Raw genomic sequence first — 14332 nt, forward strand, 5'->3', positions numbered from 1 at the left:
CATGACGCTGCATCCCATGACACAGCTGTGCGTATGATCGCCCCAGACCCTTATGGAGCCAGCGCCTTGCTCAAGCGCCTGACCCTTTCCCTGCTGCTGGCGGCCACGCCGCTGCTCGCCATCGCCGCCCCGGACAGCTATCGGCTTGATCCGGTGCACACCCGTGTGCTGTTCGCGGTGGAGCATGCCGGCTTCTCCCACGCGCTGGGCACCGTGTCCGGCAGCGAAGGCGTGCTGGTGTTCGATCCGGAGGACTGGCGCAGCGCGCGACTGGAGGTCAGCGTGCCGATCCAGCGCCTGGACCTGGGCGATGACAAATGGAACACCGCCACACTGGCGCGCAACCTGCTCGACGGCGAGCGCTTCCCCGAGGCGCGGTTTGTCTCGACCCGGGTTGAACCGATCGATCCGAACCACGCCAACGTCATCGGCCAGCTCACCGTACGCGGCGTGACCCGTGAGGTCACCCTGGCCGTCACCCTCAATGCGCTCAAGCGTCATCCGCTGCCGCCGTTCCGCCGCACCGCCGGTTTCTCGGCCACCGCCACGCTCAGCCGCAGCGCCTTCGGCGTGGACGGCTGGGCCTCGATGATCGGCGATGAGGTGCAGCTGCGGATCGAAGCGGAGGCGGTGCGCGATCGCAACGCCGGTGATCCCGCCGACGCCCCCCCCACCGATGCGCCGGGAACTCCGGCCCCGCCGGTTGACTCAGATACCCCACAGCCGGTCCAGGAGACCACGCCATGACCGCCAAGAACACCCCGACCCGCTGGGGCGGCGTCAGCCAGACCCTGCACTGGTTGATCGCCGTGTTGATCCTCGCCCTGGGCATCGTCGGGCTGACCATGGGCGAATTGCCCAGGACCCCGAAGTATTTCTGGGTCTACACGATGCACAAATCGATCGGCATCACCGTCCTGGCCCTGGTCGTGACCCGCCTGCTGTGGCGTCTGTACGCGGGCGCGCCACATCCGGTGCCGGGCACGCCGACCTGGCAGGAGCGCGTCGCCTCGGCCACGCATTGGCTGCTGTACGTGCTGATGTTCGCCATTCCGCTGTCGGGCTGGCTGTACGACTCGGCCAGTGGCCTGCGTCCGTTCCGCTGGTTCGGCCTGGTCGATGTGCCCAAGCTGAGCGCGCCGGATGAACGTGTCACCCAGATCTCGCACGCCATCCATGAGTGGGGCTTCTGGCTGCTGATCGCCGTGGTCGTGGCCCATGCCGGCGCCGCGCTTTACCACCATTTTTACCAACGCGATGCCACGCTTGCGCGCATGCTCCCGCAGCGCTGGCTTGCCTCCCCCCAGAAGGATTGACCATGAACATCAAGCTCACCTCCCCGGCCGCGGTCGCCGCTGCCCTGGCCGGCCTGCTGGCCACCGCCCCGGTGCTGGCCGCCGACTACGTGCAGGCACCCGGTTCGGTGCTGGCCTTTGCCACCAAGTACGACGGTGAAGTGTTCACCGGCACCTTCCCGGGCTTTGATACCAAGCTCAGCTTCGATCCGGCCAAGCTGGACGATGCCAAGCTGGAAGTGACCATTCCGCTGGCCGGTGCCAAGAGCGGCAACAGCGACCGCGATTCGACCCTGCAGGGCGCGGACTTCTTCAACGTGGGCAAGTTCGCCCAGGCCAAGTACAGCGCCACCAAGTTCCGCTCGCTGGGCAACAACCAGTACGCCGCCGACGGCACGTTGGAGCTGCGTGGCGTGAGCAAGCCGGTCACGCTCACCTTCACCTGGACCCCGGGCGCCCAGCCGGTGCTGGCCGGCAAGGCAACGGTCAAGCGCCTGGACTTCGGCGTGGGCGGCGGTGATTGGGCCGATACCAAGACCATCCCGAACGAGACCGCGATCAGCACGAAGGTGGTCCTGAAGGCGAAGTAACGTCAGATGGCGGTAGTGCCGGCCGCTGGCCGGCTCCTCGCGCGATGATCGACTCCCGGGAGCCGGCCAGCGGCCGGCACTACCGCATACAGCACCGCCAAGCGGCGCTGCGTGTCAGCCGATCCAGGCCTGCAGCCCCGCCACATCGAACGGCCAGTCCAGTTCCCGCCCCTGCGCATCGCGCAACACGGGCACCCGCAGCCCGTAGCGGGCCTCCAGCGCGGTGTCGTCATCGATGAACACACTGTCCAGATCGGCCACCCGGGCCTGCGCCAGCACCGTCAAGGCCTGGTCGCACAAATGGCAGTCATCACGCTGGTACAAGGTAAACACCGGCCCACCCACCTTGGAAAATGTTGCGCCGCACTCAAGGCTGGCGCCTGCGACAGCATAGAATAGTGCTCCATCCGATACCCGCAGTTTGGCAATCATGGCTGTCAGCACGTTCGACGTTTTCAAGATCGGCATTGGCCCGAGTTCTTCGCACACCGTGGGACCGATGAAGGCTGCCGAACGTTTCGTGCACCGCTGGCTGCTCGATCCGGGCCATCTGCAGGACGTGGTGCGCATCCGCGCCGATGTCTACGGCTCGCTGGCCCTGACCGGCCGTGGCCATGGCACCGACAAGGCCGTGCTGCTCGGGCTGGAGGGCCAGCGCCCGAACCTGATCGATCCGGACATCATCCCCGAGACGCTCGAGCGCATCCGCAGCAGCAAGCGCATCCGCCTGATGGGGCAGCATGAGATCGCCTTCGACGAGAAGCGCGACCTGGGCCTGAACAAACGCCAGAAGCTGCCGTACCACACCAACGGCATGCGCTTCACCGCGTACGGCGCGGATGAGCAGGTGATCGCCACGCGCGATTACTATTCCGTCGGCGGCGGCTTCGTGGTCAACCAGGACGACGCGGCCGATGACCGCATCGTGCCCGATGAAACTCCGCTCCCCTACCCGTTCAAGAGCGGCGATGAGCTGCTCGCGCAGACCGCACGCAGTGGCCTGAGCATCGCCCAGATGATGTTCGAGAACGAGAAGTGCTGGCGCACCGAAGAGGAGATCCGCGACAGCCTGCGCGAGATCTGGAGTGCCATGCAGGCCTGCGTGGAGCGCGGCATCCGCCAGGAAGGTACCCTGCCCGGCGGCCTGCATGTCTCCCGCCGCGCGCCGGCGTTGTACCGCGAACTGTCCTCCAAACCGGAAGCGGCGATGCGCGACCCGTTGACCACGCTGGACTGGGTCAACCTGTACGCGCTGGCGGTGAACGAAGAAAACGCCGCCGGTGGCCGCGTGGTCACCGCCCCGACCAACGGCGCTGCCGGCGTACTGCCGGCCGTGCTGCATTATTTCGATCGCTTCTGCCCCGGTGCCAACGAACAGCGCGTGTTCGATTTCCTGCTGACCTCGGCGGCGATCGGCATTCTGTACAAGGAAAACGCCTCGATCTCCGGTGCCGAAGTCGGCTGCCAGGGCGAAGTGGGCGTGGCCTGCTCGATGGCGGCCGGCGGGCTGGTCGCTGCACTCGGCGGCAACCCGAGCCAGATCGAGAACGCCGCTGAAATCGGCATGGAACACAACCTCGGCCTGACCTGTGACCCGATCGGCGGGCTGGTGCAGATCCCCTGCATCGAGCGCAATGCAATGGGCGCGGTCAAGGCGATCAACGCCTCGCGCATGGCGATGCGTGGCGATGGCAAGCACAAGGTCTCGCTGGACAAGGTCATCAAGACCATGCGCGATACCGGCCGCGACATGCAGGACAAGTACAAGGAAACCAGCCGCGGCGGGCTGGCGGTCAACGTCATCGAGTGCTGATCGACCGTCCCCGGGGGTAGCGCCGGCCGTTGGTCGGCTGCCCCCCCCGGTCGCATCATCGGCACGCCTCCACGGCCGCTCCGGTACAGTCAGGGCTCCCCCGTTCCGGAGACCGCCATGCGCATCCTGGCTGCCGCCCTGCTTGCCTGCCTGCCGCTGACCACTTTGGCCGCCGACACCTACGGCCCGCGGCTGGAAGGCTTCGACTATCCGTATCCGGTGAAGATCTTCCGGTTCGCGTCCCAGCGCCAGCCGCTGGAGATGGCCTACATCGACGTCCCCGCCGGTGGCAAAGGCTTTGCCGGGACGGTCGTGCTGCTGCACGGCAAGAATTTCTGCGCAGCCACCTGGAAGGACACCATCGCGGCACTGAGCGCGGCCAGCTACCGGGTGATCGCGCCGGACCAGATCGGTTTCTGCAAATCGAGCAAGCCCGAGCGCTATCAATACTCGTTCGGTCAGTTGGCTGCCAATACCGAAGCGCTGCTGGAGCATCTGGGCTATGGCGAGGGCAAGCTGCACATCGTCGGCCATTCAATGGGCGGCATGCTGGCGGCACGTTTCGCACTGATGTATCCGCAGCGCACGATCAGCCTGTCGCTGGTCAACCCGATCGGACTGGAAGACTGGAAGGCCAAAGGCGTGCCATGGCGCAGCATCGATGCCTGGTATGCAGGTGAGCTGAAAACCACCTTCGAGAGCATCAAGAAGTACCAGCTCGATGTGTACTACAACGGCCAGTGGAAGCCCGAGTACGAGCAGTGGGTGCGCATGCAGTCGCGCATGTACGACGGCCCTGGCAAACAGGCGGTGGCGTGGAGCCAGGCATTGACCTCGGACATGGTGTTCAACCAGCCGGTCGTCCATGAGCTGCCCAAGCTGACGGTGCCGACCACGTTGTTCGTCGGCCAGACCGACCGCACTGCGATCGGCCGTCATCTGGCACCGCCGGCGCTGAAAGCGACGCTGGGCAACTACCCCGCCTTGGGCAAGGCAGCCGCCGCGGCGATCCCGGGCGCCACCCTGGTGAGTTTCGAAGACCTGGGCCACTCGCCGCAGGTGCAGGACCCCGCCCGGTTCAACGCGGCACTGCTGAAGGCGCTCTCACAACACGACTGACCTGCCCACCCGGTAGTGCCACGCCATGGCTGGCAGCGGCCGTCCTCAGCGTTCTCCGCCGACGCAGCCAGCCCATTCCTGGCGCTAGCGTGTGTCTTGATGGGATCGCGCGGCAATCAGCGCCGCACGATCGCCAGCACGTCGTCCAGCAACGCGGCGGCAGTGACCTCCGCCCCGGCACCCGGCCCCTGGATCAGCAGCGGCTGGGCGTGATACCGGTCGCTGTGGATCGCGACCCGGTTGTCGGTCTGTGCCCCACCGGCCAGCGGATGGTCGCGCGGCAGGACGCGCAGGCCCACCGAAGCACCGTCGTGATCGAAGCCACCGACGAAGCGCAGGCAATCGCCTTGTTCGTTGGCCTGCTGCCAATACTGCTGCAGCGGTGCATCCAGCAGTGACAGTTGCGCCAACGCATCGGCCGGCGGCAACGCGGCGAGTACCTCCGGCACCAGCGAGGCGACCTGTACCTGCTCGGCACGCAACGCGATGCCGCTGGCCCGCGCCAGGATCAGCAGTTTGCGCCGGACATCTTCGCCGGACAGATCCACCCGCGGGTCCGGCTCGGTGTAGCCGGCCTCGGCCGCCTCCCGCACCCACGCAGAGAACGGACGCTGGCCATCGTAGTGATGGAACAACCACGCCAGCGAACCGGACAGCACGCCCTCCACGCGATGGATGCGGTCGCCGCCAGCGACCAGCGCGCGCAGGCTGCTCAGCAGCGGCAGGCCTGCGCCCACGGTGGCACTGTCGCCATAGCGCGCGTCACCCTGCTGGCCGCTGTCGGCGATGGCCTGCGCACGGGCCAACTGTGCGCCTTGGCCGAGCTTGTTGGCAGTCACCACGTGCACGCCCCGCGCCAGCCACTGTTCGTGCCAATTGGCGACCGCGTCACTGGCGGTTGCATCGACCACCACATCACCGCGCCGCAGGCCCTCGGCTTCCGCCCACGGCTGCAATGCGACCGCACCGCGCGCGGCCAGGTTGGCCTGCACGAGCTCATCGGCGGGGGTCTGTTCGCAGGCGCGCGCCGTGCGCGAGTTGGCCAGCCACGAGAACGAGGGCAGCGTGACGCCGCGATCCTGCAGGGCGGCGTACCGCTGCACGAAGGCGGTGCCGACCGTGCCGGTGCCGAGCAGGGCCAGCTTGCGGTGGGCCGCCAGCGGCAGGTTCAGCACGGCGCTCATGCATCCACCTGTTTACGGCGCTGCACGTCCCGGTGCTGGTCGATCACGACCTGCGCGCGCTCCAGCCCGGCCTGCAGATCGGCCACCAGGTCTTCCGGTGACTCGATACCGACCGACAGGCGCAGCAGCCCTTCGCTGATCCCGGCGTGCGCACGCGCTTCCGGGGTCATGGCCGCGTGGGTCATGGTCGCCGGATGCGCGACCAGGCTTTCCACGCCGCCCAGCGATTCGGCCAGGGTGAAGCAGCGCAGGCCATCCACGAAGGCGCGCACCGCCGCATGCGGATCCTCGCCCGGGCACGAGGCCAGTTCGAAGGACAGCATCGCGCCAAAGCCGCTCTGCTGACGGGCTGCGATGGCGTGGCCGGGGTGATCGGCCAGGCCCGGGTAGTACACGCTGGCGACTGCATCGCTGGCGGCCAGCAGCTCGACCACGGCCGCCGTGTTTTCCTGGTGTGCGCGCAAGCGTGCACCCAGCGTACGCAGGCCACGCAGGGTCAGGAAGGCATCGAACGGCGAACCGGTCAGGCCCAGCGCGTTGGCCCACCACACCAGCTGCTCGTGCACCGCCGGATCCCGCGCGATCACCGCCCCACCGACCACATCGCTGTGACCGTTGATGTACTTGGTGGTGGAGTGCAGCACCACATCGGCACCGAAGCTGATCGGCTGCTGCAGCGCCGGGGACAGGAAGGTGTTGTCGACGACGACCTTGGCACCGGCCTTGTGCGCGGCATCGATGACGAAGCGCAGGTCGGTGATGCGCAGCAGCGGGTTGGACGGGGTTTCGATCAGCACCAGCGTCGGCGACTGCGCCAGCGCGTCGGCCAACGAGCGCGGGTCGGTCAGGTCGGCGGTGATCAGGCCGAAGTGGCCCTTCTTCGCCAATGCGTTGAACAGGCGCCAGCTGCCGCCGTACGCATCGTGCGGCACAACCAGCGTATCGCCGGGCTGCAGCAGCGCATTGAGCACCAGATTGATCGCGCCCATGCCGGTGGAGGTGATCACCCCGCCCGCGCCGCCTTCCAGTTCGGCCAGCGCTTCACCGAGCAGATCGCGGGTCGGGTTGCCGCTGCGCGTGTAGTCGTACTGGCGCTTGTTGCCGAAGCCATCGAAGCTGAAGTTGGAGGACAGCACGATCGGCGGGGTCACCGCGCCGTGGGCGGTGTCACGGTCGATGCCGGCACGCACGGCGGCGGTGACGCGGCTACAGGACGGCTCGGTACCAGCGGAACGGCTCATGCGGTTTCTCCGGGGGATCGAAAAGCGGTGGCGAGGATCGCGTCGATGCGATCGGTTTCTTTCAGGAAGGCGTCATGGCCATACGGCGAGCGCAGCACGCGCAGGCTGCCGCGCGGGCCCAGCCCCTCGACCAGGCCGACGCAGTCGGCCAGCGGGACCAGGCGATCGCCTTCCACAGCGACCACGACGGTCGGCACCTGGATGGCGGCCGGGTCGATGCGGTGCAGGTCGATCGATTCGGACAGGCGCAGATAAGCATCGACCGGGGTGCGGGCGACGTACTGCGCACCGGCCGCGTCCAGATAGTCCTCGGCGGCAACGCGCACGCGGCCATTGACCACTTCCGGCGCGGCATCGAAGCGCTCGCCGAATTCTTCCGGCGTGCGGTAGCTGAGCATGGCGAACTGGCGTGCCAGCGACAGCCCGTGGCTCTCGGCGCACTGCAGTTGACCCAGCGCGACCGCACGGCGCTGCAGCGCGCGCCAGGCTGCGGCATACGGGTGCGGGCGATGCGCACCGCTCACCGCGATCAGCTTCTGCACGCGCTGGCGGTGACGGATCGCGAACTGCTGGCCGACCAGCGCGCCGTAGGAGTAGCCAACGAAGCACTGCAGGCGGGCGATGCCGAGATGGTCGAGCAGCAACGCCAGCGCATCGGCCTGGTCGGCGGTATCGATCGGCAGATCGAGCGCGCCGTCGGCGCCGATGAAATCGAACGCCAGGATGCGCAGCGAGGCCGGATCCAGCGCGCGACCCGCGGCCACCAGGCCCTCGGCCCAGCCCTTTTCCGGGAACTCGGCATTGGCCGCCACATGGCGGTGCGCGGAGATACCGCCGGCCAGCACCACCACCGGCGCATCGGCACGGCCGACGCATTCGTAGCGCAGGCGTACCGGCCGCGGCCCGCCGTGACGCATCGACAGCACCGCCGCGATATCGCCGCGCACGGCGTTCAGCCCGGCGTCGACGGGGACGCTGAGCGGGGCGAGGGAGTCGGTGGCGACAGGGGCGGCGGTGGCGAAGCGCATGGCGGTATCCAAAGTAGGAAAACGGCCATCGAGCTTTCGCGGAGCTCGCGTTCGAAGCGCACGCACGGTGCACGGTTCGAACCATCTTTCGGAAGACACCAACGGTCTCCGCAGGATTTGGCACCTACGCAGGTCGCTTTCGCGTCTGCGGGCTGCCCCGGCTTCAAAGGGCCTGTCCCTCTGCCGGTCTCGATGGTGGAGCCACGATGCCAGCGCTTCCGGCCCATGTCAATCCCTTCATCGGCATGAAGCGATATATATTCCAGATAATCATCAGTCGCGCATACTCCGGGATCCTCCCTGCCCGGCCGACGCCTTGCGCTGCCTACGTTTCACTGCCCTGACGCTGATGATGATCCCGGTGCTGAGCGCCTCGGCCGGCCCGGGTGCGAACTGGCGGGAGGGCTGGCAGGTCGATCGACCTGCCGCGTCCACCCCAGCGCAGCGGGCCGCTGGCGTGGACGCGCCCGCCCTGGCCGTGGTGGCCCTGGAAGGGGCTGGCGACCGCTGGCAGGCCCGGGTCGACAACCGCGTGGCCGGGCCGGTCCAGGTCGAACTGCGCCCCGCCGCCGGCGCCCCCGCGCTACCGGGGCTCCCCCTTCAGACGGTGGTCGCCGCAGGCGCCAGCATCGTGGTGACCCGCCTGCAGCCGCCGGCGGGCAGCACCACGATCCGCTTGGATCTGACGGCCGTTCCGGGCGACCCGGGCGCGCGCCCGCAGGACGTGACCTACCAGCTGCCGTTCGATGCCGCGCGCATCCAGGTCAGCCAGGCACCGCGGGGGCAGTTCAGTCACAGCGATACAGAGAACCGCGAGGCCATCGACTTCGCCCTGCCCGAGGGCACGCCGGTACTCGCCGCGCGCGCAGGAACCGTCATGCAGATCCAGGCCGGGTATGAGGGCCATGGGCAGGACCGGGACCACGATCTGGGCCGGGCCAACCTGGTGCGGGTGCTGCATGAGGACGGCAGCATGGCCCTGTATGCCCACCTGCAGCACCACGGCGTGCTGGTCCGCCCGGGCGAGCAGGTCCAGGCGGGGCAGCGCATCGGCCTATCGGGCAACACCGGCTACAGCGCCGCGCCCCATCTGCACTTCGCGGTCCAGGTCAATGCCGGGATGCGGCTGCGCTCGATCCCGGCACGGATCATGAGCCCGCAGGGCGAGCTGCGCTTCGCCCGCACCACGGGCGCGACCGGGGCCACCGCTCTGCCCTGACCCCGGCCACGCCCGCCCCCGCTATACTGGGCGGCTTATCTCCATGAAAAGCGCCCCGGGCGGGCGCGTCACGCCATGTCCGAAGTCGCTACCGAAGCTGCGCGCCGCCGCACCTTCGCCATCATTTCCCATCCTGACGCCGGCAAGACCACGTTGACCGAAAAGCTGCTGCTGTTCGGCGGTGCGATCCAGATGGCCGGTTCGGTCAAGGGCCGCAAGGCCGCGCGCCATGCGACCTCCGACTGGATGGCGCTGGAAAAGGAGCGCGGGATCTCGGTCACCTCCTCGGTGATGCAGTTCCCCTACGAAGGCAAGATCGTCAACCTGCTCGATACCCCCGGCCATGCCGACTTCGGCGAGGACACCTACCGCGTGCTTACCGCGGTGGACTCGGCGCTGATGGTGATCGACGTGGCCAAGGGCGTGGAAGAGCGCACCATCAAGCTGATGGAAGTCTGCCGGCTGCGCGACACGCCGATCATGACCTTCATCAACAAGCTCGACCGCGAGGGCAAGGAGCCGATCGATCTGCTGGATGAAGTGGAAAGCGTGCTCGGCATCCAGTGCGCGCCCGTCACCTGGCCGATCGGCATGGGCCAGCGCCTGAAGGGCGTGGTCCACCTGATCAGCGGTGAGGTGCACCTGTACGAACAGGGCCGCAACTTCACCCGCCAGGATTCGACCATCTTCCCCTCGATCGATTCGCCGGGGCTGGCCGAGAAGATCGGCGAGCGCATGCTGGCCGACCTGCGCGACGAACTGGAACTGGTGCAGGGCGCCAGCCATCCGTTCGACGTGGAGGCCTACCTGGCCGGCAAGCAGACGCCGGTGTTCTTCGGCTCGGGTGTGAACAACTTCGGCGTGCAGCCGCTGCTGGACTTCTTCGTCGAGCACGCGCCCTCGCCGCAGCCGCGCGCCACCACCGGCCGCGTCATCGCGCCGCAGGAAAACAAGCTGACCGGCTTCGTGTTCAAGATCCAGGCGAACATGGACCCGCAGCACCGCGACCGCGTGGCGTTCATGCGCGTGTGCTCGGGCCGTTTCGTGGCCGGCATGAAGACCTTCCACGTGCGCACCGGCAAGGAAATGAAGCTGGCCAATGCACTGACCTTCATGGCCAGCGACCGCGAGATCGCCGCCGAAGCGTGGCCGGGCGATGTGATCGGCATCCACAACCACGGCACGATCTCCATCGGTGACACCTTCACCGAAGGCGAAGCGGTCAGCTTCACCGGCATCCCGAACTTCGCCCCGGAACTGTTCCGTCGCGCACGCCTGCGCGATCCGCTCAAGCTCAAGCAATTGCAGAAGGGATTGGCGCAGCTCTCCGAAGAGGGCGCGACGCAGTTCTTCCGCCCCCTGATGAGCAACGACCTGATCCTGGGCGCGGTGGGTGTGCTGCAGTTCGATGTGGCGGCGTATCGCCTGAAGGACGAGTACGGCGTGGAAGCGACCTTCGAGCCGGTCAGCGTGACCACGGCGCGCTGGGTCACCTGCAGCAACGAGAAGAAGCTGGAAGAGTTCCGCGAGAAGAACGCGGGCAACCTGAGCATCGATGCGGCCGGCCAGCTGGTGTACCTGGCACCGACGCGGGTCAACCTGCAGCTGGCGCAGGAGCGCGCGCCGGAGGTTCGCTTCGCGGCCACGCGCGAAGCCGCGCACAGCATCTCGGTCAGCTGATCGCTCGGCCGATCTACCGGCTGAACAGGCGCGCGTGCATGCGCGCGCCATCGCGGCGATGATAGGGGGGAGCGGGCTCCCCCTCCCCGCACATCCGATCATCGCCATGACCTCTGTCGTTTCCGTTCGAGAAGAAATCGCCAGCGCCCTGACCCACGGGCTTGGCGCCGTCGCTGCACTGGCTGGCAGTGCGGTACTGATCACCTTGGCCGCCATCTATGGCGACGGCTGGCAGCTGGCCAGCGCGATCGTGTTCGGGGTGGCATTGCTGCTGTTGTATACGGCGTCCACGCTCTATCACGCGATCCAGCACCCGGTCGCCAAGGGCCGGTTGAAGGTGTTCGATCACTGTGCGATCTATCTGTTGATCGCCGGTACGTACACGCCGTTCACGCTGATCGGTCTGCGCGGGGGGCCGTGGGGCTGGGGCATGTTCACCGCGATCTGGGCGCTGGCGCTGTTCGGGGTGGTGTTCAAGCTGTTCTATACCGGCCGGTTCAAGCTGCTGTCGACGATCATCTATGTCGCGATGGGCTGGATGGTGATGGTGGCGATCAAGCCGATGTGGCATTCGCTGGATGCGTGGACGCTGGGGTGGCTGTTGGCGGGCGGTGTGTTCTATACGTTGGGGACGGTGTTCTATCACCGGGAGTCGGTGCCGTATTCGCATGCGATCTGGCATCTGTTCGTGATCGGCGGGAGTGTGTGCCACTTCGTTGCGGTGACTGCGCAGATTCTCTGACTGCCCTGTTCCTGCCAGGTAAGAGCAACGGCAACGGCACCCGCAGTAGCAAGAACAACTGCAAGAGCGACTCGGGCGTCAGGAATGCGCCAGGCGGGGTCGGCACGGGTGGGTTGGCGGGACACGCCGTGAATCCATCCATGGAGGCTCATGTCGCGCCATCCATGGCGCTCATGGTCCCGCCAACCCACCCGCACCGCCCTGCTCACGGCTGGCTGGTGGCCTGGGAAGGTCAAGATCCTGGCTGGATCGGGTGCCGAGACTGGCCTCACATGGGGACCGCGCCGCGCCTCCCGAAGGCGTCTACAACGGCGACGCCGATGGTCGACACGCCTCACCCTGACACTACCCTTACCAATGCTTCGCGTTGCCTGCACGATGCAAGGGCAACCATGGGGATGTGAATACTGTGCCCTCCCCTGTTCCGTCCGAGGCTCCTTCCCGTTCCCGCTGGCGCTGGCGTCGTCCTGGCAAGCGGGGGCAGCGGTGGTTGGCGATCCTGGTGTTTCTGTTCGCTGCGCTGCTGATCCTGATCGCGTTGTGGGATTGGAATTGGTTCAAGGGGCCGGTGGAACGGGCGGTGCAGGCCAAGACGGGGCGGGAGTTCAATATCAACGGGGATCTGGATGTCGATCTGGGCCGGGTGACGACGGTGCGGGGCGATGGGCTGACCTTTGCGAATGCGACGTGGGCCAAGCAGCCGCAGATGGCGACGGCGGATCGGGTGGAGATCGATGTGCGGGTGTGGCCGCTGCTGCGTGGGCAGGTACGGATTCCGGAGATCCGGTTGACGCGGCCGGATCTGTTGCTGGAAACGGCCCCGGAGAAGAATCAGCCGGGCAATTGGGATTTCCTGGGGCCGAGCGACGGTGATCCGCCGGTGCTGCAGCGGTTGTTGGTCGATGATGGGCGGCTGCAGTTCCGGGATGCGGCGGGCCGGACCGATGTGCTGGTGTCGCTCGACAGTGGCAAGCCACGCGACAAGGACAGTGGTCCGCCGCTGCTGGTGAAGGGCAAAGGGCGCTGGCAGGGTAATCCGTTCTCGCTGGCGGGCAATACCGAGTCGCCGCTGGAGCTGACCAATACCGGGCATCCGTTCCGCGTCCATCTGGATGGGCGCGCCGGCAATACGCACGCGATCGCCAGTGGGACGTTGACCAATCCGTTCCAGTTGCGCGTGTTCGATCTGGAGTTGATGCTGAGCGGGCAGGACATGGAGGATCTGTTCCCGCTGATCGGCGTGGCGATTCCCTCCACCCCGCCCTACCGGCTCAAGGGTCGGTTGAAGCGCGACAATGCGATCTGGCGCTATGAGAATTTCACCGGTACCGCCGGTGACAGCGATCTGGGCGGGACCGCGCAGATCGATGTGAGCGGTGACCGGCCGTTCCTGACGGCCGATCTGGTCTCCAAACGGTTGGACTTCGACGATCTGGCCGGCTTCATCGGGGCACCGCCGAAGACCGGCGCGGGGGAGTCTGCCAACGCCGAGCAGAAGGCGAAGGCGGCCGCGCTGGCATCCAGTGCCAAGGTGCTGCCGGATACGCCGTACAACCTGTCCAAGCTGCGCGCGATGGATGCCGATGTGCGCTGGAAAGCACAGCGGATCAATTCACCGGCACTGCCGCTGGATGACATGGATGCGCACCTCAAACTCAATGACGGGCTGCTGCGCCTGGAACCGCTGAACTTCGGTGTGGCCGGCGGTGATATCCGCAGCACGATCCGGATGGATGCCCGCAAGCAGGCTATTTCCACGCAGTTGCAGGCCACCATCCGCAACGTGCAGCTGGGCAAGCTGTTCCCCGATGCGACACTGGCCGAGCAGGCCTCCGGCGGCATCAGTGGTGAGGTCAAGCTGACCGGCCAGGGCAATTCCATCGCCGCCATGCTGGGCAGTTCCGATGGCACGGTGGCGGTCGGGATCGGCCGCGGCCATGTCGGCAATCTGATCATGGAGCTGGCCGGGCTGGACGTGGCCGAATCACTGAAATTCCTGTTCACCGGTGACAAGCAGATCCCATTGCGCTGCGCATGGGGCGACTTCGGGGTGGACAACGGCGTGATGCAGTCCCGTTCGCTGGCCTTCGACACCACCGATACGCTCATTCTCGGCGAGGGCAAGGTGGACCTGAAGCAGGAGCAGCTGGATCTGCTGCTGCGGCCGCGGCCGAAGGACATGAGCATCCTGGCGCTGCGCTCGCCGCTGCGCATCGGTGGCACGTTCAAGGATCCCTCGTTCCGGCCGGACTTCAAGGCATTGGGCATCCGCGGGGCGATCGCCCTGGCGCTGGGCAGCATTGCCCCGCCCGCTGCGCTGCTGGCGACGATCGAAACCGGGCCGGGCGAGGACAGCAACTGCGGTGGCCGCTACGCCAAGTGATTCCGGCCCGTTCTGGCCGGATGCCGACGCATGGCCGG

13 protein-coding genes and 1 riboswitch are annotated in these 14332 nt (G+C 67.1%); of the genes, 9 read left to right on the top strand and 4 right to left on the bottom strand.

Going from position 1 to position 14332, the window contains the following annotated elements; all coding sequences use genetic code 11:
• Positions 1-33: 33 nt before the first annotated feature.
• From AC06E9_RS02475 to AC06E9_RS02485, 3 genes are read left to right on the top strand one after another with little or no spacing between them, the layout of a single operon-like run.
• Positions 34-747, top strand: a complete 714-nt coding sequence (locus AC06E9_RS02475) for a YceI family protein (protein WP_478055421.1) — start codon at positions 34-36, stop codon at positions 745-747.
• Positions 744-1316 (top strand): cytochrome b, encoded by a 573-nt coding sequence (locus AC06E9_RS02480; protein WP_121038941.1) that lies wholly within the window; start codon positions 744-746, stop codon positions 1314-1316. The genes AC06E9_RS02475 and AC06E9_RS02480 overlap by 4 nt, the downstream gene beginning before the upstream one ends.
• Positions 1317-1318: 2 nt before the next feature.
• Complete coding sequence (locus AC06E9_RS02485; protein ID WP_121038945.1) at positions 1319-1885, top strand: YceI family protein; 567 nt, start codon at positions 1319-1321, stop codon at positions 1883-1885.
• 114 nt (positions 1886-1999) lie between these two features.
• On the opposite strand, the gene AC06E9_RS02490 is transcribed toward AC06E9_RS02485, so the two are convergent.
• Positions 2000-2218: a glutaredoxin family protein gene (locus AC06E9_RS02490; RefSeq protein ID WP_478055580.1), complete on the bottom strand. Its 219-nt coding sequence runs from the start codon at positions 2216-2218 to the stop codon at positions 2000-2002.
• A 97-nt stretch (positions 2219-2315) separates the two neighbouring features.
• Between AC06E9_RS02490 and AC06E9_RS02495 the strand changes: the two genes are divergently transcribed.
• Both AC06E9_RS02495 and AC06E9_RS02500 read left to right on the top strand, forming a co-directional pair.
• The gene (locus AC06E9_RS02495) at positions 2316-3698 is read left to right on the top strand and encodes an L-serine ammonia-lyase (protein ID WP_121038948.1); all 1383 of its coding nucleotides are present in this window, start codon (positions 2316-2318) and stop codon (positions 3696-3698) included.
• Positions 3699-3815: 117 nt separating this feature from the next.
• Positions 3816-4817 (top strand): alpha/beta fold hydrolase, encoded by a 1002-nt coding sequence (locus tag AC06E9_RS02500; protein ID WP_478055422.1) that lies wholly within the window; start codon positions 3816-3818, stop codon positions 4815-4817.
• Positions 4818-4933: 116 nt separating this feature from the next.
• Here AC06E9_RS02500 and AC06E9_RS02505 read toward each other — a convergent pair whose 3' ends face one another.
• The 3 genes from AC06E9_RS02505 to metX are packed head-to-tail and all read right to left on the bottom strand — an operon-like array spanning position 4934 to position 8270.
• Entirely contained in the window at positions 4934-6001 is a 1068-nt protein-coding gene (locus tag AC06E9_RS02505) for a homoserine dehydrogenase family protein (protein ID WP_152151959.1), read from the bottom strand.
• Positions 5998-7242 carry an O-succinylhomoserine (thiol)-lyase gene (locus AC06E9_RS02510; RefSeq protein WP_121038957.1) on the bottom strand — a complete coding sequence of 415 codons (1245 nt, stop codon included), beginning with the start codon at positions 7240-7242 and terminating at the stop codon, positions 5998-6000. Before AC06E9_RS02510 ends, AC06E9_RS02505 begins: the two co-directional genes overlap by 4 nt.
• A complete protein-coding gene (gene metX, locus AC06E9_RS02515) occupies positions 7239-8270 on the bottom strand; it encodes a homoserine O-succinyltransferase MetX (protein ID WP_478055423.1) in 1032 nt (343 codons plus the stop codon). The genes AC06E9_RS02510 and metX overlap by 4 nt, the downstream gene beginning before the upstream one ends.
• A 78-nt stretch (positions 8271-8348) precedes the next feature.
• A riboswitch (SAM riboswitch) is annotated at positions 8349-8469 on the bottom strand.
• Between the two features lie 150 nt (positions 8470-8619).
• Here metX and AC06E9_RS02520 point away from each other — a divergent pair.
• From AC06E9_RS02520 to AC06E9_RS02535, 4 genes are all read left to right on the top strand, one after another.
• On the top strand, positions 8620-9489 hold the full coding sequence (locus AC06E9_RS02520; protein ID WP_478055581.1) for a M23 family metallopeptidase: 870 nt from the start codon (positions 8620-8622) through the stop codon (positions 9487-9489).
• A gap of 75 nt (positions 9490-9564) precedes the next feature.
• A complete protein-coding gene (locus tag AC06E9_RS02525; RefSeq protein WP_121038966.1) occupies positions 9565-11169 on the top strand; it encodes a peptide chain release factor 3 in 1605 nt (534 codons plus the stop codon).
• Between the two features lie 106 nt (positions 11170-11275).
• Positions 11276-11911: a PAQR family membrane homeostasis protein TrhA gene (gene trhA, locus AC06E9_RS02530; protein WP_478055424.1), complete on the top strand. Its 636-nt coding sequence runs from the start codon at positions 11276-11278 to the stop codon at positions 11909-11911.
• Between the two features lie 400 nt (positions 11912-12311).
• A complete protein-coding gene (locus tag AC06E9_RS02535) occupies positions 12312-14294 on the top strand; it encodes an AsmA family protein (protein WP_478055425.1) in 1983 nt (660 codons plus the stop codon).
• Positions 14295-14332: the final 38 nt, after the last annotated feature.

The sequence above is a fragment of the Stenotrophomonas sp. Steno-Z10-BAI genome (assembly GCF_056393115.1).